Origin of the sequence: Psychrobacter sp. P11F6, from assembly GCF_001435295.1 — a bacterium.
Classification (GTDB): Bacteria; Pseudomonadota; Gammaproteobacteria; order Pseudomonadales; family Moraxellaceae; genus Psychrobacter.
In genome coordinates this window covers 925785-945910 of the sequence record NZ_CM003594.1, presented here as the reverse complement: position 1 = coordinate 945910, position 20126 = coordinate 925785, and the positions used below count along the sequence as shown (strand labels likewise).

General features: G+C 37.0%; 14 protein-coding genes. 10 read left to right on the top strand and 4 right to left on the bottom strand.

Features of this window, described 5'->3' with window-relative positions; all coding sequences use genetic code 11:
- The first annotated feature begins 1 nt into the window (after position 1).
- The 4 genes from AK822_RS03990 (at position 2) to AK822_RS03975 (ending at position 7504) form a co-directional block, all read left to right on the top strand.
- Positions 2-1168, top strand: coding sequence for an Arm DNA-binding domain-containing protein (locus tag AK822_RS03990; RefSeq protein ID WP_060490640.1), 1167 nt, complete (start codon positions 2-4; stop codon positions 1166-1168).
- Between the two features lie 123 nt (positions 1169-1291).
- On the top strand, positions 1292-3829 hold the full coding sequence (locus AK822_RS03985; protein ID WP_060490639.1) for a hypothetical protein: 2538 nt from the start codon (positions 1292-1294) through the stop codon (positions 3827-3829).
- Positions 3830-3831: 2 nt separating this feature from the next.
- Positions 3832-6915 (top strand): tyrosine-type recombinase/integrase, encoded by a 3084-nt coding sequence (locus tag AK822_RS03980; protein ID WP_060490638.1) that lies wholly within the window; start codon positions 3832-3834, stop codon positions 6913-6915.
- Complete coding sequence (locus tag AK822_RS03975) at positions 6899-7504, top strand: hypothetical protein (RefSeq protein ID WP_060490637.1); 606 nt, start codon at positions 6899-6901, stop codon at positions 7502-7504. The genes AK822_RS03980 and AK822_RS03975 overlap by 17 nt, the downstream gene beginning before the upstream one ends.
- Positions 7505-7992: 488 nt before the next feature.
- Here the strand turns inward: AK822_RS03975 and AK822_RS03970 are convergent, their stop codons facing one another.
- Together AK822_RS03970 and AK822_RS03965 are read right to left on the bottom strand one after the other, a co-directional pair.
- Positions 7993-8175 carry a helix-turn-helix domain-containing protein gene (locus tag AK822_RS03970; protein WP_060490636.1) on the bottom strand — a complete coding sequence of 61 codons (183 nt, stop codon included), beginning with the start codon at positions 8173-8175 and terminating at the stop codon, positions 7993-7995.
- A gap of 193 nt (positions 8176-8368) precedes the next feature.
- The gene (locus tag AK822_RS03965) at positions 8369-8620 is read right to left on the bottom strand and encodes a helix-turn-helix domain-containing protein (protein ID WP_060490635.1); all 252 of its coding nucleotides are present in this window, start codon (positions 8618-8620) and stop codon (positions 8369-8371) included.
- 160 nt (positions 8621-8780) lie between these two features.
- Here AK822_RS03965 and AK822_RS03960 point away from each other — a divergent pair, with 160 nt between their 5' ends.
- From AK822_RS03960 to AK822_RS03935, 6 genes are all read left to right on the top strand, one after another.
- Positions 8781-9407: a hypothetical protein gene (locus tag AK822_RS03960; protein WP_060490634.1), complete on the top strand. Its 627-nt coding sequence runs from the start codon at positions 8781-8783 to the stop codon at positions 9405-9407.
- A 64-nt stretch (positions 9408-9471) separates the two neighbouring features.
- On the top strand, positions 9472-10140 hold the full coding sequence (locus AK822_RS03955; RefSeq protein WP_060490633.1) for a hypothetical protein: 669 nt from the start codon (positions 9472-9474) through the stop codon (positions 10138-10140).
- A gap of 75 nt (positions 10141-10215) precedes the next feature.
- Positions 10216-10902 (top strand): hypothetical protein, encoded by a 687-nt coding sequence (locus AK822_RS03950; RefSeq protein WP_060490632.1) that lies wholly within the window; start codon positions 10216-10218, stop codon positions 10900-10902.
- Between the two features lie 147 nt (positions 10903-11049).
- Positions 11050-14574, top strand: a complete 3525-nt coding sequence (locus tag AK822_RS03945) for an AAA domain-containing protein (protein ID WP_060490631.1) — start codon at positions 11050-11052, stop codon at positions 14572-14574.
- Positions 14575-15505: 931 nt separating this feature from the next.
- Complete coding sequence (locus AK822_RS03940) at positions 15506-16309, top strand: DUF5020 family protein (protein WP_228139055.1); 804 nt, start codon at positions 15506-15508, stop codon at positions 16307-16309.
- A 317-nt stretch (positions 16310-16626) separates the two neighbouring features.
- Complete coding sequence (locus AK822_RS03935; protein ID WP_060490630.1) at positions 16627-17631, top strand: D-cysteine desulfhydrase family protein; 1005 nt, start codon at positions 16627-16629, stop codon at positions 17629-17631.
- A gap of 46 nt (positions 17632-17677) precedes the next feature.
- On the opposite strand, the gene modB is transcribed toward AK822_RS03935, so the two are convergent.
- Complete coding sequence (modB, locus tag AK822_RS03930) at positions 17678-18379, bottom strand: molybdate ABC transporter permease subunit (RefSeq protein WP_060490629.1); 702 nt, start codon at positions 18377-18379, stop codon at positions 17678-17680.
- A 369-nt stretch (positions 18380-18748) separates the two neighbouring features.
- On the bottom strand, positions 18749-20053 hold the full coding sequence (locus AK822_RS03925) for a lytic murein transglycosylase (protein WP_087945556.1): 1305 nt from the start codon (positions 20051-20053) through the stop codon (positions 18749-18751).
- Positions 20054-20126: the final 73 nt, after the last annotated feature.

Below are 20126 nucleotides of genomic sequence, written 5' to 3'. Positions count from 1 at the left end.
CATGGCGAGTATCAATACCCGTAATGGCAACCTTTATGTAGACTTCCGATACATAGGTCAACGTTGCAGAGAGCAAACCTTACTGGCAGACACTAAGCCTAATCGAAAGCGTCTAGAGAATTTCGTTAACAGAATGGAAGCTGACATTCAATTGGGTAGTTTTCGATATGAAAACTATTTTCCACAAAGTAAAAAGCTTGCGCAGTTTCAAAGCTTAGAGCTTATGAAAGCAACAAATAGTCATAAGGACTCAATCTCAGGCTTTGATAGCTTTAGCAAAATTTGGTTAGAAGAGAAAAAGCCAGAATGGCGAGACTCTCAGATAAGTAATATAGAGGGTATATTTAGAATTTACCTAACTCCTCATTTTGGCAATGTAGCGCTGAATACCATTAGTAAAGCTAAAATAATGGCTTTTCGGGGCAAGCTAGTTAAAGAGGGAAATAACGGAAAAATTTTATCATCGTCTCGTATTAACCATATTATGACTCCATTGCGTATGGTGCTTACCGAAGCATCTGAGCGTTTTGATTTTGAGAGTCCATGGAAAAATATAAGACCAATTAGTGAGCCTAAAAGCAAAGTAAGTCCTTTTACTTTAGAAGAGGTTATGCTCATTATTAATAACGTAAGAGCCGATTATAAACCCTACTATGTCGTACGCTTTTTTACTGGCATGCGTACAGGTGAGATTGATGGTTTACCTTGGAAAAACATAGATTTTGAGCGGCGGCAAATCATCGTGGATCAGGCAATTGTGAATGGAGTTATAGGTAAAACTAAAACTACAGGTTCGAATCGTATCATCCAAATGAACCAACTGGTTTATGACGCTTTGATTGCACAACAGAATGTAACTAAACAGCGTAGCACGTTTGTATTTTGTACTAATACTGGTACAGCTTTAAACCATCGCAACGTAACTCGGCGGGTTTGGTATCCATTACTAAGGTATTTAGAGCTTACTAGACGTAATCCTTACCAAAGTAGACATACAGCTGCAACGCTTTGGCTTGCTGCTGGTGAATCGCCTGAATGGATTGCCGCGCAAATGGGTCATAGCAATACAAAAATGCTATTTACTGTCTATTCCCGTTACGTACCAAATCTCACTCGTCAAGATGGCAGTGCTCTTGATAAGCTTCTCATGGAACGAGGTATACTATAAAACTGTTAAAAATGCCTATAAACAGCTAAAACCACTAGAAATAGTGGTTTTTTTTCGCGTTTTTAGTAGAGATTCCAAAATAGAAGAGTTAACTTCTTCTACTTATTGTAGAAGGAGTCCAAAATGAATGAATCAGCTAACAACAACTATCACAACATGTGGTTGCAAAGTAATATATTCGACTACTGTAATGAGTCTGAAATGCTGTGTTTATTATTTGAACTTAGATTCTTGAAGGACGTATTACCTGAACAGTATAAACAGGAGTTGAAAAAGGAATATTTAAGCTTATCTCGCTGGATAGATGAAAAAGAGACAAATATTAAGGTTGTCGAGTCTGAAAAAATCAGAATATACGAACAAGGTGTTAACCAAAAGCTATTTATAAAGAGTATGAGAGAACAACATCAAAATTTGAAAGATCTATATCTCATTACTTTTTTAATCAGCCGTTCAGAGTTCTCTAAAATTAATACTATTCGCGCTCTTTATTTCTTTCTATGTTTGAAAATGGTGGAATTAACCGATTATGAGAGTCGAATTAAAACTACACTTGATGAATGTCGCTTTCTAACTAATAAAATTCGTGATTTTTTAGTGATTTTTTTGCCTGATATAACACAATTTGAGAGTCTGAAGGGTCTTCGAAGTTATCTTATGGAGTCGCAAGATAACGATCATTATACTAGATGGTTAAATAGAAACCCTCAATCATTTGAAGATGAAATACAGAAGTATGAAAATAAGCTGCTAAGTAAAAATACATCATTATCCTCGAGTATTGCTAAAAACTATATTAATGAGCGTATAGCTCAGTACCTTTATGAATATATCCTACCAATAGATAACTTTTTTAAAAATGATTCGGGCATTATTCGTGTACCCAGTACCATTTCTGAGGTTGTTAAAGGTCCTTCATATTATGACGATACAACAAGGAACACAATCAATGACCTAGCAAACATCTTTGAATCTACAAATAATACCGATACTTTTGAAGCTAATGAACGCCAAGATAACGAGAATGAATGTTTTGAGCAAGTGACTATAGAAACTCCAAGTAACTATTATTTAGATCTGGTAAAAGCAGAGGGCCAATCAAACAGTCGTCGAAAAAATGCTATGAGTCAGGTCACTGATGTTAATACAGCACATGAAGATGAAATAAAAAGATTGGTCGAATATATAGCTAGCAAACTAAGCAGCCTTGACTTTAAGTCGATTGGTAAACAGTACAAATATGAGCATGAATATGAAGAAGGAAAGTTCAGATTTGACATATCTGATCAGTCTGCATTGTATCTATACATGCTATTACTAACCGGCATTCATGATATATATACTTCCGAAAAACTCGAATCGGGATTTAACGCTTATCGTTACCAGCTGACATTTTGCCCATCACGTAGTCATATCGCTGATGAGTGGGATAAATCACTATGTGCCCATAATAAATCGGATAAGCTGTCTCTTTTTATGCCTTTTCCGTTAGGTTCAATGCATATTGAGATGATTCAAAATGCCGATGATAATACAACTGGCTCTGTTACTAAAGAAGCAAAAGAGTCTCTCCGCAGAATTAATAAAGAGTTTGGTACAAGGCTTAGTATAAATAAAGTTAAAAACTATTTACCTCAATATTTATCTCAAAAGAATATAGATAAAGCACTTATAGAGGTATCGATCAACTCTCCTGTTCATCATCTCTCAGCGCTACCTTATTACAATGTCAGTCAATATGATTTATTCCGATGCCAACGAGACTATATGGATCATCTAATAGAACTACTTGGAAATAAATATGATCCAAATCAAACTAAGACAAAGCTAAACATGCTTTTTGAACTATCTGAAGAAGGATTAACGGCCCATTGGGATAGGACTATAGGGAGCGCATTAGCTATTAACGAACTTAGATTAAAAGAGATCGTGGTCACACTAAGGCAAGAAGTAGAGGTCGCTATTGCAGGTTTAAAACTAAATAATTTAAATTCACTGGTTTGTCTTCATAACAGTTTTATGGACTACTTATATATTTTGATGTCTATTGCAAGTGGGTATCGACCCGTTACTGAGCCATTTGGTAGATTATCAGATATAGATACTAGAACAGGACTTTATTTTATCAGCGATAAGGAAATGCAGACTGAGAAGCTTGGCAGATTCATTTATCTACCGCAAATAGTATGTCATCAAATTAAAGAGTATAAAAATTTTATCAAAACCAATGGTAGTCTTTTCAATAAGTTGGGTAATAGTATCGGTCAGATATACATGGATATTTTAGATAGCAGTGTTGGACTAATAAGTTATCTAAAACTAGATGAGATAACTAACACGGTGATTCAGTTGAAGTTAAACAACGGACTTATAAAAGAGCGTATGTCATCACACATATCGCTACCTCTTAACTGGCACCGGCACCATATACGCTCCCTTAAAAATTCAGACGTCGGCAAATATTCATACGCTTCGTACTTTGATGAAAAACCAATTGGATATGACGTTGTTAGTGCTTGGATGGGACATTCTGATGAACTAGGTTTTGGTTTTTATGATCGTTTCAGCGGTTTAAAACGTTCTGAGCTTAAAAATTTTGCAGAAGTACTAGATAAGCTCATTAAGGAGGCTGGCTTTGAAGTTATCCAGTTGGAACGCTAAAAATGGTAGATCAACAATCTGGTACTCAAGGAAGAGCAGAAAAAAGAGATAAGCAAGAAGAAAGACGCTTTTCATTAGCTTGTAAACTTATAGACAAACATATCAATTTTGTAGAGGTATTAGTAGCTAAAGATCAGCAGAAGTGTTTTAGTTTGATGTGGGCTAAATTTGATGAAAAACTATTTAACAATAAACAATTCCAAGACGTCGAAAAATATTCGACCGCTTACAATCATGCTGTGAAGTACTGTCAAGAGCGTATAGAAGATAACAATATTTGGATAGGCTTTCCTAAGTTTATCATTCGATCATCTCGTCCTAGCTCTTTTCGCACACAAGAGTGGTTTAATGACGGTAAAGATGTATTAGATTTCTATTTATGCTGGATTAAAAGTTTAGAGAGAAAAACTGTTACCGACATAACTAAAGCTGATGTTTTTCTAACATTAGTTTTTCATAGTGCAGTGCTTAAAGCACCTATATTGCAATCAATATTTGAACAAATATCTGACAATAATTTAGCAATTGAGCAAGTTTATGGACTGCCAACAATAACTATGATTGTTAGGGATAAATCTTATCATACAAATACTTATATAGAATCAGAGACAGTGCACCAAGCGCAAATTTTCATCTCACCTGTATCAGCACGCATTATTCAGTCATATTTTAAAAGTAAAGAAGTATTAGTTGCAGATCAGCGTATAGATTTTAGCATCCACAAGCTTTACCAAAGTATACAGCAAAAACACAAACATCAAATAAATAGTATGCAATTTGGCTTAACACGCTTTTTAATAGCAGCAGTATATATTTTAGAAAGTCACCTCTCTTTTGACCTGCCAGAGTATATTTGGTATGTCGTTATTGGCAAAGAGAATACATATAGTTTACCAACATCTAATTGGCAGTCGCTAATTTACAATATTCGACACGATATACATACTCAAGAAAAATTAAATGATCAAGCATATATTACTTCTAATATTGATTCTATAAAACCAAATCCTCAATTAGTAGTTGAGATAACAAAGATTTTCAAAAGCGATAGTAGTTCTAAAATTTCTAAAAAACTATTCGTTGAAAAATTACAGGAACTTGATCAAAGATTAAAAAATAGTCACGCGCCTTTAAATGAAAAGGCAATCGTTGGTTGGCTGTTATCAATGACGACTACTCATAAAGTCTCTAGTATTCAGACTTATAGCAATAGAATCACTAACCGATGGTTGACACTTACAGAAAATGTGAATTTGAAAGACTATCAAGAAGAGGATTTTGTAGCGCTATATGGTGAGATGATTGAACTTAGTAAAACTTCAGAGGCCAAGAACGCAGCTGCTAAATCAATTAGTAAAGTCCATCAGTATATGGTTACACATTATAATCTTGAATCTATACCTTCGATTTATACCGACGATAGACCTCATCACAAAGTAGGCTATATCTCAGAAAATATGTTCCAAGCTATACTTAATAAAATTGATAGTCTTATTATGACCGTTGATGAAAAGCAGGCTTTAAGCTTAGTACTTATATTGGGCCATCGCTGTGGTCTTAGGATTGGTGAAATCGTTAAGATAAGAATACATGATGTAGCAGAGACTCAAAATTATTTAGAAGTTCGGAATAATAAATTTGGTAATAATAAAAGTCTTTCTGCGTGCCGTCGTGTTCTGTTAGCACAATTATTGACAGAGCCTGATATTAAACTGATAAAGCGTATGTACATCAAGCGCTTAGGTTACAAGGGCCAAACACTGATCGCAAATCAAGCTGGGCTGCCATATAAAGCTCAGGCAATATCAAAAGTGCTTAGTAGTCTTATAAAGGAAGTTACTGGACTAAGATACCTCACTACACATCACTTACGGCATAGTTGCTTAACTAATTTTCAATTGATGTCATTTCTATACGATAAGGATTATCAATTTAATAACCATTCAAGTACAAAGCTTTTAAAAAGCTTACTACCTTACAAAGATAGTCAGGCTTCTGACATCATTAATTATTTCGAGACTAATCTTGCCTACAAAAAAATATACGCTTTAGCAGGAGTGGCAGGCCATGCTAACCCTAGTACGACGTTCGCTTCATATGTGCATTTCACAGATATACAAATTGGCTTGTTGCTTTGGCAGACTAATTTCGGACTATCTGTTGAGCATGCTGAGCTACTAAAAATACCTAGGCGACGAAAGTATGAAATTGAACAAGATCCATTGGGAATTAATAAATATCTTATGCATAAGCTACAATTACCAGAATTACTGCCGCCCAAGAGTAGCAAAGCAGTTAGCGAGAATCTAACTAAACAAACTGATCAGACCAAGAGATATGCTTTCGATGAAGTAAATCAAATTCTAGAAGCCTATATTCAAAAAGGTGATTATGAATATCTCTTGCATATCTATGATGTCAGTCAAGACACATTTGAAAAATGGCTTTTTAATGCAAAGCAATTGAGAGAAGCATCAAAGTTTCAAACTACAAAAGGTAATCCTAGGCTATTCGATTTAAACAACAAGTACGGTCTACTACCTATAAAAGATAAATATGGTGATGATAGAAAAAATATGATGCGAATGACAGACAAATTTCGTGATATTTACAAAGAGAGTAAGGAGAAATCTTCTATTCATAATTTGATTCTTCACACACTTATTAATGCTCAACCCAGCAAAAACTTTATCACTTTTAAGTACGCAGATGTCCTTTACGACTACCTTCAAATTGTCTGTCAATTAGTGTACAAAAAAGATATTAGTTTAAAGATCTATAATTATGAGCAGGCAGCAGAAACAGATCAAACCTCCTGGGATATTGCGTTAAAGGCTATACCTCGGTCTCAAATAGAAGTTATTAATCCTGAACAAACGAAAGATATATCGTATCAAAAACAGATTCGAGCTGAGCTTTCACTGTCAAGTCAAACTCAGTCTATAAGAATTAAAAATAGATTTGATTCCAATAATCCCATTAAGCAGTGGAACGTCAGGACATTACAGATATTTTGCCACTATGCATATATTATGATAGGCGATAGAATCAATAAGGAGGCGAAAAAACATGAAAATATCGGCTAAAACTATAAAGTTAAACAGTAAATCAAAAATAAGATTTCATCCGCTTGCTAAAAAACTTTATGAAATATTAATGAATGCATATATCGCAAGCAATAAGGAAGAGTATCTTAAAGATATTAATAATTATTTTGGTAATAGGAATAATATACCATTGCATATTATATCTATGATACCAAGAGAGACTAATAGCTATGAAATCATTGGAGGTTGTTTTTCTCCAATTTTCGACATCAAGGATATCGTAAATGAAAATAGTATTATTTCTAGCTATGTATCATCGACAAGCTTAGATAGAAAAAACAAAACAGATGAACAATTCAAGAGAATCAGTAAAAAAAGAGATAAGGAGTTCAAGCAAGACATTATAGACTTTATTTATATGGATTTTATTCGTACAGTATCAATACTGTCGTTATCAAAACCAGGAGCCATGTATAAAGAACTTGGTCTTTTGACGAAGCAAGCTAGTTTTGAAACAGATATATGGAATGATGTATTTGAGAGTAATAGTATTTTATTGAAGGATTTCGCGCTACTTATCGATAGACCAAGAGACACTTTAATTAAACAATCACGCTTTAAAAGCTGATTATTTTTAAGTTTATTCTACTTATCTCAGTTTGATTCTATGTTCGAGCGCTGCGCTCAATATGTTAATATTATTATATTGGCTGTCAATAATTAGTTAGGATGAACAGTTATAAGCTGGGCGTATGGCTTATCTGTAGCTGTATCAATATCTTTAGGTCACCATTTTCTGCATACCACGGACTTAAATTTATTCTCAAAGGCGAGAACATAATAACCAAGTTGATGTAGTAACTTCGTATTTATAAATGCTAAATCTTGAATGTTAAAAACAGGTGACACACTATTATCGATCACTCTAATCTAACATAAGTTTGTATGACAATCTTGTTGGCCATAGACAGACTCAAAATCAAATGCTACGGTAACATTGACCTTTTTAAGAAAAAAATTCAACGCTTCATCATAGCTCTATACAAGTATCATACAAGGCGTTAAGGTGGATTCTTCGGTGCTTGTACCTACCACTTCTTTTAAACCAGTCGAAAGCTACTCCACATTTACACCTCTACAAATTGCTATTCGAAATAATTTATTAGAGCTATCGTCACATCCATTTTCTAAATCTGAAACTGTTCCTTGCTTAGCAGCAATATTATGAGCTAGCTCGACTTGTTTTATACCAGCATATTGTCGCCCTCTCTTAAGTCTTTTTCCTATCGTATCAAACATCAGGCCTATCTCTGCTTCAATGACACTTAATTACGATAAAAAATAACAACGTTTTGGCGTTAGATGAATAGCGTATAAACGTTACATTAAAAGTCGGTACATGCTTCATATTTCCAACACGCAAATCGGAGAAATATAGAGCATCGTGTAATAGTTTTTTTGGACGTTGACTATACTCTATAAGTAGGATCACTTATTGCCATTTAAGTATCTGGATAGCCAACTCATCATCAGCAAAGAAATAAGCAGGCGGTACATTTAGCGTATTGGCTATTGCGGTTAATATTTGAAAATCTGGCTGGTGAATGCCTCTCTCATAACGATTGATACGAGTACTAGCGACAAACTCATCTAATCCAATAGCAAGACCCAGCTGTTCTTGCGTAAGCCCTTTTGCCTTTCGGGCCTGCTTAAATCTTTTAGTAAATACAGTCTGCAAATTCATAGATCATCTCAAAGTAAACAAACTACGAATTTCGTCTATTTCCTCTTGATTTTTACTACGAATAACGTAGTATTGCTATTTATCTCTATAAATCTGATTTTTGTTGTATAGATGGCAAGAGATATTAACTTGACTTTTAATCGATTAGAGAATGATAAGTATGGCCATTCAAACTGTATTTGCCCCTGACAATAACGCGCCTGAATTTAAATTAGGTAAGCCTAGCAAGCTAAGACAGCTTCTTACCGTTAAGAAATTTTGGATAGGGGTGGTTGGTCTATCAGCGCTATTCTTAATGGCAGGAGGAAGTTTTTTTTCATTGATAGGTTTTTATTTCATGTTTATCATGCTGGCCGTCGCATACTCTATATTCACCTCGTATTTTAAAATCTTTACGACACTTAAGAATTACAGCAAAGTTCCGCCTTACTACCAGCAAAACCATGACTACTTTAAGAAGCACTTAGTACAAGACCATAATTTCCATGTGAACTATGAATCGGTCGGTATTTTGGTAGATGCGCAAGCTAAGCGTATCGCCTTTACTCTTGATCCTAAGGTAAGACCTCAAGTGACCATCTGTAATTTTGCTGATGTTCAGCGTTGGCAGGCATATTCGCAAGGAGTAGAAACTCAGAATGAGTATGGAGTGACTCAAAATTCAATCAGTAAGCATTATATGAGTGTTTATATTAGAAACCCTGACCAGCCGAGATATGATTTTTTTACAGCAGATAGTGTCGATGCGGACCAGTGGGTGGCTAGATTGGATGCCTTGTTAAATTAATAACGTTATAATATAAAAGCAGACTAAAATCGATTGAATATTAAATTATAAAAGGATATGTATTATGAATAAGCAAACTCTTTGTCTTAGCATTATGCTTGGTTTAACTGTCAGTACTACTGCTATGGCAGCTGATTACAATGGCTTCTTATCACCAAACTCTTTAGGCAAAGACGTCAAGACAGTAAACAGTCAGTATAAGCTCGGGCTCAAAAAACAAGAAGGTGGTAGTTATAGTAATAGTGAAGCATACGACTGTAGTATCGACGTTGATACAAACAGCCGAAACATCATAACGCGTATTCGAATCTTACCTAACAACGAAAAATGCAATTATAAAGCGACATCAAGTGGTGTTAGCTTTAACTCTAAGAGTACTAAAACGGTCGACATTCTTAACCAAACAAAGATTAATGATATTACATTCATTCCAGGCTGCTTTAATTGTCCCTCTCGCATTGAGTTATCTGACAGCTTGGTGATTAATAGACCTCAAGATAAGTACTATACCGAGTTTGAAATATCAGGTTATAACCGTGACTATCTTAGCTTTATGGCCAAAAAGCTGTTTGGTAACTTTAGGCAAGATGACTACTATCCAACCATGGATAAGTTAGGAGACAAATTAGGTAATAGCCCAAGTAGTTATAATCGCAAAGACTTCAAACTTGAAGCGATTAAAACTTATGATCTTAAACAACAACCATGGGGCTACACTGTCGGTCTCAAGTAGTTCGTCAAAACGAGCGTGCTTAACGATGGCAATGTTTTATTTGCATAAGTAACGAAGAGGTTGATAAGGATAAGTATGAAGACGATTTTAAAGACATCTGGGCATGCAGTCACACTGGCGGTGGTATTTACTGCAGGCGCTCTGTTGACAGGCTGTAGCGAAATGAGTGCAGTCATGAATGACTTGCAAAGTATGACTACCTCAAACCCAACTAAACAAAGCGTTGCGCAACCAACTAACAAAACCGTTGTTTCGGCACAGACCACGGTCTCATCAAAAACAGACTTGGTTGGATTGGTCGGATGGTTTGAAAACAGCTGTGGTTTTGATCAAGCGTCTTATACTGAAGGCACTAAAGAGAATCAGGTTCAGAAAAGATTTAATGCTTTTCAAGAGAGTTTCATGGCAAAGCAGTATAAGCCTAACGGTAGTTATACCGCTTATGTCAAACCTGATTATCGATCGAAACTTCCTGCTAATTATAGAGAGGCCATTAAAAATATCTCTGTGGTAGAAGATGATGAAGGTGTCCATTATTACGTAGATTTTAACAATGCAACCTACCGTGGGTATGGCTTGTCACGTTTGGAGTTGTTTTATCAACCAGAAAGTGATTATGTCTACAATGCACTATATTTCAAAAATGATAACTTTTTAAAGCTGCAACCTATTTTTAAGACGACAAGAGATGATGTAGATGAGCTTCGAGGCGGAAATTTTAACGCTAAGAATCGTTCGGTGATGTGTTATTTAGGGTTGTAGATTGAAGCTATAAAGTCAAAGTTCTATAAATGTTTGGGCGCAAAGGGTGAATACTCTTTGTGCTTTTCTATTTTTGTGAGCACATGTTTATATAATAAGTATAATACTACTTATTGAACCTTTTAAAACTTAGAGCTCCTGAAATATATGAACTCACTCAATCGTCGTTGGCTGACATACTGGTATAAAACTTTAAAATATGCTGAAATCAAGCCTATTGAGGTCATTAATGACCCGCTCATACAAGATAGTTTTCACTGTATTAAAGAGCTAGATAAGCTCCTCGTTGATAAGCTATGGCGCCAAGCGCAGGCTAGAAAGGAAGATACCAGTATAGAAATAGCACTTTGCCCCGCACAGTCACAGATGGTCATGGAAGACCAATATACTGAAGATGACTCCGTGGAACTATTCTGGATCATTGTTAAACTAGATAGAAACGGAAGGCTGTTTGTAGATTCTGACAACAAGCCAAATTCAAAGCCATTTTTTGTTCGTGATTACTTGTCTCCAAATCCAAAAAACTATACCGCCTTGTCGGATATAGAGACAGTTGATAATGCTCTAGCCTCATTTAAATTTAATGGTCAATCTATTGAAAGTCACTGGAGAGAGTGCGAAGCACTATTCCACAAGATTACAGGCAAAAATTTTAATGCATTTAACAATTTTGAGAAATGCCATCTATATATAGAAGTTGCTCCAAGACGTGGCATGGCTGCTAATGTTTTTAAGCTATATAAGTATTTGCTCAAAGAAGATAACACTACTGATACCTTGAGCCTATTATCAAATATTATTAACGATAAGCCGATAGCTAAACGGCTATATCCTAAACCACAAAAAGTATTGAATGATGAAAGCCATATCGGACAGTTCAGTGGACAATTCCCATTGTCAAAATCACAAAGGGTTAGTATGTCTGCTTTCAATACTCATGCTGATGGTGAAGTAATCGCTGTTAATGGTCCACCTGGCACAGGAAAAACAACTCTTTTACAGTCTATCGTTGCCAACCTAACCGTACAGTATGTTTTAGATGACAAACCGCCACCATTAATCATGGCAAGCTCCACCAACAACCAAGCTATTACTAACATATTATCAGGATTTACACTTCCTGACGATGATGATCCTCTCACTAATCGTTGGTTACCAGACATACCATCACTTGGTTTATACATGTCTTCTAAGAAATCTAAAGATTATTTAATGTATGCTTTAAATAAAAAAAACAAAACTGTAGGCTTCTTTGGAGACTATGAAGCTCGTTCCGCAGATGAGCTTGAAGCATCATTTATCAGTAACGCACAAGATTATTTGGGTATAAGTATTCGCTCAGTTGTTCATGCGAAGGCGTTACTAAAGTCTGAAATTATCAAACGTCAACAACTGATTATTTCAGCTCTAGATACTGCCTCAAATTTTAGCAAAATTGAACAAACACTGATTGATTTAGGTTTTCAGAACTTAACCGCACTACAAGGTACAATCATTCAATTGGAACAACATTATAGTAAACTGGCTAGTAACATAAAGAAGTGGGAGCAAAGTAAAGAAGACTTATATAAAGCTTACGACTCTCAACCTTTTCTCGCCAAACTATTTCGTTTTTTGCCATTTTTGAAGCAAAGGCGTGCAAGTCAGTTTAAGCTTATCGTCTCTAAAATAGATGTATCAATGTTGGAAGTCAGCGACTGGAGTAATCACTATCATATTATAGAAAATATAGATAATTTACTGATCAAAAATTATGAGAAGCTGAGGGTGCAAAGGGATAATTTAACATTAAAAACTAATCTCAAAAAGAGCATCGAGAAGCTTGAGCAAGATTGGCAGAGTTTGACCAAGGACTGGAATTGTACTTATCAATCTAAAATGAATGTGCTTTACGATAAGACTGGCGAAGAATATAGAAACTTGGATGTTCAAGAGGATATCAATATTAAATTGGACATCTCCTATCGTTATGAGGCATTTTGGCTAGCACTGCATTATCGAGAAGCTGATTATGTATCAAAGCTTGCGAAAATTACAGATAAATCCAGTCCAGAATATGGTCATAAAACATATAAAGAAAAACTACAACGTTATGCCTGTCTCACGCCGATATTTATTTCCACGTTTTACTCTGCACCCAAATACAGTCGATATTATAGCGGTAAGGAAGAGCGCCCTTATGATGAACTGTATGATTATTTAATAGTTGATGAATCGGGTCAGGTAGCGCCTGATATCGCGTTACCTACGTTTGCTTTAGCTAAAAACGCATTAGTAGTTGGTGATACCAAGCAAATAGAGCCTATATACTCTGTCAGCCAGTCTATGGATACCGTGAACTACGGTCTATACGTGTGTAACGACCTTGAAAATATAAGTGAGAAGCAGCTTGATATACATAAGTCCCAAGGTAAACTTGGTGGTTGCGGTTCACTCATGCAGATGGCTCAACACGCCAATCTTTACGAAGATAATCCTTCAAATAATACTGATACCAAATATTTAACCAACGGTCTGCTGTTGACTGAGCATAGGCGTTGTCTAGATCAAATAATATCTTATTGTAATGACAATATTTATTACGGTCAGCTTGAACCTATGCGTGGAAATAAGTGCAATATTAACCTAGATTTCGTTTTAGGCAATAAAGGCTATGTTCATATTGATTATCCCAGTGAGCGACGTGGTAAAAGTCGCATTAATGCTTTAGAAGCATTAGCGATAGCTGCTTGGATTGATAGTAACAGCGAGGTTCTAGAAAAAGAGTATGGTAGAAATATCCATGACGTAGTAGCTATAGTAACGCCTTTTAAACCACAGACTTTAGAAATAAAAGAAGCATTAAGCCAGTATAAACCAGCTTTTAAGAAAATAACGGTAGGTACAGCGCATGCGCTTCAAGGTGCTGAAAGACCGCTTGTACTGTTTTCTTTAGTAGCCAGCCCAAAAGACAGTGTGAGCTTTATAAATAGCCAATATAATTTGCTCAATGTGACAGTCTCTCGCGCAAGAGACCATTTCGTATTATTTGGGAATATGGAAACACTTGCCATCTCACCACGAACCCCTTTAGGTAACTTAGGGAAATGGCTATTAAACAACCTTAATGCACAAATTGATAATAGTTTTGTCTATGACCTCGTTGGGGAAAAGAAGCCCTCTAAAGTTTATGCTAATCTTATTAAAGAGCACATTAATCAGCTTGATCGTCACGATGAAATACTTATTGAAGCTTGTAAAAGAACAATTAATGAATTAATCATTGTATCTCCTTTTTTATCAGAAAACGCATTGTCAGATAATCTAAAACTAGAACTGAAAAACGCTGTTAGTAGAGGCGTTATGGTTATTGTGTATTGCGATGCTAGGTTAGATATCGATAACACAAAGACGCGCAAAAAAAATTCTAAAGAAGCTATATCAGTTTTAAAAAATATTGGTGTAACTGTCAAAGTGATTGACGGTATCCATTCAAAGTCAATGATGTTTGAAACAGACAAAGGGGTGGTATTAGTAGAAGGATCATTTAATTGGTTGTCAGCAGTGAGAGATAAAGACAGTTATTTTAGCCGCTATGAAGCTTCTATTTTACTGGTAGGTGAAAGCATTAGACCGCGTATAGAATCAGTCAAGAAGCTACTTAAGGAGCGCAGTCATAGTATTGGTTGTTAAATATATTATAAAATTTTAATGTAATAGTTTTAATAGCTGGCTCAAACATGAATGATTAAGAAGTTTATTCTAAGTAATTTCAGTATAAAATCTATACTTATTTACGACTAATAAAGTATAAATTTTATACATCCTCAGCGACCAAAATGTATTTTTTATACTTACTAATATATGTTAAAATACGCTAAACGTCTTAATGAAATAATCTATACAGCCCTTATAAGGCAGGGGTTTATAGGTTAACATAGATTAAAGTTATTTAATGAAATATGGTGGGTCTAGCCTGTCACGCCGGGGGTCGCGGGTTCGAGTCCCGTCCGCTGCGCCATATTTAGTAAAAAGCTAAAAAGAATTTAGACTTTCGACTTTAAGCAAGTTTCGCCTCAAGTATTAGTTTACTTGAGGTTTTTTTGTGTCTATTAATTCTGCCATACCTCTATTCACTTTCCTCTCATATCATTTGTTTCAAAATACCCTACCAGCGCTTTTCACTACTCTGAATCGTAATAATTATTGCTAGTGGTTTAGCCTACCAACTACTTCGACATATCTCCTTGTTTACAAAAATAATAAAGCTGACCATTTAGTCAGTTAATTTAATAAAATCATAAACTTAGGTAATATCAAATACTTAGAAGGCTTGATAGACCGTTATTCTTAGCCAGCTTATGGTTGTCACTCATTATAAAACATGCTTAACTGTTTCAAAGTGTTAAGAATTATTGCGGATAACATAGCCAACAGAGCATTTTTTATCCTTTTGACAATACTTATATTGATAGCATTTATCTTCATTATTTTAGATTGCTATCGAAAATTGACCGCGATTTATCCTTAGCAGCATTGACCCGTTTTGACAGGAAGTTAAAATGCGCTTTTGTCATATATCCAACCTGCTAGGATGACCCACTCTATATAAAGGAATATTACTGTGCGTTATCACTTATTTGCAAACCTGCCACTGGCTAGCCAATTATGTAGAACCAATATTCAGAAAAAACTGTTTTTTAGTAGCTTATTAACCACCGCTTTAGCCGCGATCGTTGCCTTAGGTACGATGAGCAGCAGCCATGCAAAGGTGCTTTTCACCGATACCAGTCTTTCTGTACTGTATGGTAATGACTATGAGCTGGTAGAAGACGGAGAATTGACGACCATCACTCTGGAGCACGCATCTACCCATAGTTGGGGCGGCGTATTTTTCTTCGTCGATCGTCATCAAGGCGCAAATGATATTGAAAACAATAGATTTAAAGAAACGTATGGTGAGTTTGCGCCCAAGCTTAAGCTCACAACTTTCGATGATAGCTTTATCAAACAGCTCAATCTAGCGGGGCAATATGAGTTTGGCTCGAACAGCAAAGGCTTTAGCCAAGACAACTATATGATAGGACTAGGGGCAGATTTGAATGTCCCTATTTCAGGTATGAAGTACGCCTCTGCTTCCCTATATCATGTCTTCAATGATAATACTGATGATGACCAGCAAATCACCTTAACTTACGGTTGGGAGAAAAATAACGTTGTGGTCGATGGTTATGTAGACTACTCTTTTAACAACGACGACTTAAAAAACCAACTACATATCAATCCGCAAATAAAGTATAACTTACAACCACTATTAGGCATTGATAATCGCTTAGAGGTCGGTATGGAATATAGTTACTGGAAAAATAAGTATGGCAGTGATACGACTCAAAACGTGCCTAGCGCTCTAGTGAAGTTTCATTTTTAACCGTCTAATTGGTTTGACGAATAGTTCTAAAACAGCTCTCAACAGTTTCTCAATAAAATAAACAGTTTGTTAATAAAACAAATAGTCCTCATGCAAAATTGACAGCTTGCATGAGGATTTTCATTGTATATTTGGTAGATTAAACCTTAGGATTCCACTAATTCTCAAGCTGGATACGCATTCATACGTTTTATAAGGCTGTTACGACGTATAATTATTGGCTATTTATATCCACTAAATAATCATCTTTAATTGACTTTATCAATGGCTATGTTTCAAACTTATTCAGCATTTTTTTATTATAAAAGGGACAAAATATGGAATGTAACCACATACCCAGACAATCATTGGGCTTCTTCCCCACTCCATTGATAGAGCTTAGCAGATTGAGTAAAGCGCTTGATGGCCCTACTATTTTTATGAAACGAGATGACAACACGGGACTGGCATTGGGTGGCAACAAAACCCGTAAGCTTGAATTTATCATGGGTGATGCCCTTGCTCAAGGTGCTGATTGCGTGATTACGGCAGGTGCCGCACAATCAAACCATTGTCGCCAAACTGCTGCCGCAGCGGCAAGCTTGGGACTTGAATGCCATTTAGTATTGGGTGGAGAAGAACCCGAACAACCAAGTGGCAATCTTTTATTAGACAAAATTTTTGGATCGCATATTCACTGGGCAGGCGCCAATCGTAAAGGAGAAGACATTCCTAAAATCGTTGAGCAATTAACAAATAAAGGCAAAAAACCATATGTCATACCCTATGGCGGCTCCAATGAGCTGGGTGCTTTAGCGTTTGTAGAAGCTTTTAAAGAGTTAGAATCGCAACGCGAAAGCATGGACGTATTATTTACTCATATCGTTTTTGCTTCTAGCTCTGGGGCAACACAAGCCGGTTTGATGCTTGGCAAAAAAATACTTAACTCACCTGCGCATATTGTAGGTATCAATATCGATAAAGGTGAAACAGACAAAGTGCCTTTTGATCAGTATACCGTCGCGCTTGCCAATAGCACGGCTTCCCTTATCGGTGCTGATCATCAGTTTTCAGAAACCGATTTAATACTCAACTCTGATTATGTGGGCGAAGGCTATGGCGTGGTTGGTACATTAGAAAATGAAGCCATTGCAATGACAGCTCAAACAGAAGGCATACTTTTAGATCCTGTCTATACGGGTCGTGCGATGGGCGGACTCATAGATATGATTCGGTCTGGCAAAATCAAGAAAACCGATCGTGTCTTATTTTGGCATACGGGCGGTGCACCAGCTTTATTTGCCTACTCAAGTGACTTAGATATGATGAAAAGAAATGCATAAATAAATTTTGACGCATTAACTCAAGCTATAGGTATTAACTGCAATATTATGAGCGTTGATTCAGCCGGCTCACACTAGCAATCAGCGCCACCATAACCACTCCCATAATGATGAGAATCCCAGACATCATGTGCGCTACCTCGTAATTTAGCGCCTCTACTTGCTCGTATATCGCAATCGAGACCACTTTAGTCTCATCGGATATACTACCCCCTATCATCAAAACCACGCCAAACTCACCAATAGTATGGGCAAAACTTATTAAGCTGCCGAGCACAATACCGACACGCGCTTGTGGCAGAGCGACTCTGAGAAACCGTTTGAAACGGCTTGGCTCCAATAAATGTGCCACTTCCATCACGCTTTGTGGAATACGTAAAAATTGGGCGTAGACAGGCTGAATATAAAAAGGCAAGGAGTAAATAATGGAACCAATGACAAGACCTTCAAAGGTAAATATCAAGGGGCTGATATGATGTTCGCTAAGCCATTTACCAATACCGACACTAGGGCTTAACAGTAATAAAAGGTAAAAGCCGATGACGGTAGGCGGCAAAACCAATGGCATAGCAATGATGCCCATAAGCAAGACTTTAAGACGTGCCACAACTTGCCTACGGCTGGGCTTAGCGAGCCAATAAGCCACAGGCGTTGCAAACAGTAATAGACAAATGGTAGTGACACCAGCAAGCTTAATACTTACCCAAAACGGACTAAGCATATCGGACATAAGAGACTGGTCTATCATAATGTCACTGCTCGTTGCCATTCGTTATGAGGATAAAGGATTTATTGTATCTAATATTAAAAGATTGAACAGACAAATATAATGTCAGCTCTTATAGATAGCGCGTTGATAAACAAACAGTGTAGCCTTTATCAGTCACAGTATCAGTCTTCTTGTGTCCATACTATTTATTAAAACCTGATAAGATTAAAGTCTGTTGAAAAACAATCATAGCGTAAAATAAAAAAGCACCTTATTAGGGTACTTTTTTATTTTATTCACTAAGCTCATCGTATTAACTATTACCATCAAAAATGATGGTTAAAAAATTTCTTTTAACACGCTAATATTAGAATCAATACGAGTCAAAAGCAGTGCAATCAACCTGCTTCACCACGAAGCTAACGATGACGCACTACGCTGAGTAATAAAGCCGTCTGGAGTCTGACCATTGTCTGCTTGCCAGCGCTGGAACGCCAACCGAGTATTGGTACCCACGATACCGTCAGCGCCTTTAGTATCATAGCCTGAGTTGGTCAAACGCTGCTGTAAATTTCGTACTTGAGCTGTGGATAATGGACGCTCATAACGCGGCCATGATTTCTGTAATCCGCCTTGTCCAGTAAGCGCTTTACCCAATAAGCTGACACCTAGCGCATAGCTCGATGAGTTATTATAAACCTTGATCACATCAAAGTTTGGACTGAGTAGCAGCACTGGACCATCCTTGCCGGCTGGTAGCCACAGCTCCATTTCGGTATTGGCATCCAAATAAACATCAGCTATCGTATCAACACCCATCGCGGCCCATCTCGCGGCAGGCTGCTTACTACCAACCATGGAGTAATCGAATGAGGCAGGAATAGTCGCTTCGTAAAATGGCGCTAGACCTCGAACCCAACCTGAGTTGCTCAAATAATTAGCGGTGGACGCCAGTGCATCGCCCGTTGCCCACGGATTACGGTGACCATTACCATCGCCATCCACTCCGTGCTTCAGCCAAGTATCAGGGATAAACTGCGTCTGTCCCATGCCGCCTGCCCAAGAACCATCGAGCTGCGACCAAGACACATCACCGCGCTGCAATAGCGTCGCTAATGACAACAACTGAGTTTCGGCAAACTCTTGGCGACGACCATCATAAGCCAGACTCGCAAGTGAGCTTGGTATGCTGCTATTACCCGTCACCACGCCGTATGACGACTCCATGCCCCAAATGGCAGCGATTATTTCTGCATTGACACCGTACTGCGATTCTAATTGCGACAAAAATGCCCGTTGCTCGGCGAACTTACGCTTACCAGTACTCACACGCCCATCAGATACGGCAGAATCGACATATTCCCATGGCATCTTAGAAAACTCTGGCTGTCCTGAGTCAAGTGAGATGACTTGCTGGTTTAAATAAGCGGTATCAAGTAGACGACGCACCGTCGCTGCATCATGGCCTGATGAAATCGCCCGCATAGAAAAATCCGACTTCCAATCAGAGAAGCTGTTATAGCTTGGCTTTGCCACTGGCTGCGGCTTGATGACAGGCTTCGGTGCTGGCTTCACTTGAATGGTTTGAGTTTGGGTAATCTGAACGTTGCCTTGACGCACGGGTTTGCTAGGTTTTTGCATCGCCTGTTGGCTGGTACACCCAACCATCACTAACGCAGGAAACAGGGCAAGATATTGTTTTTTTAACATTATAAAATTCTCAAGTATGAATAAGTAAAGCGACTCAAATAAACCGATTTAGTTAAGGTGGCTTTATTCAAACACT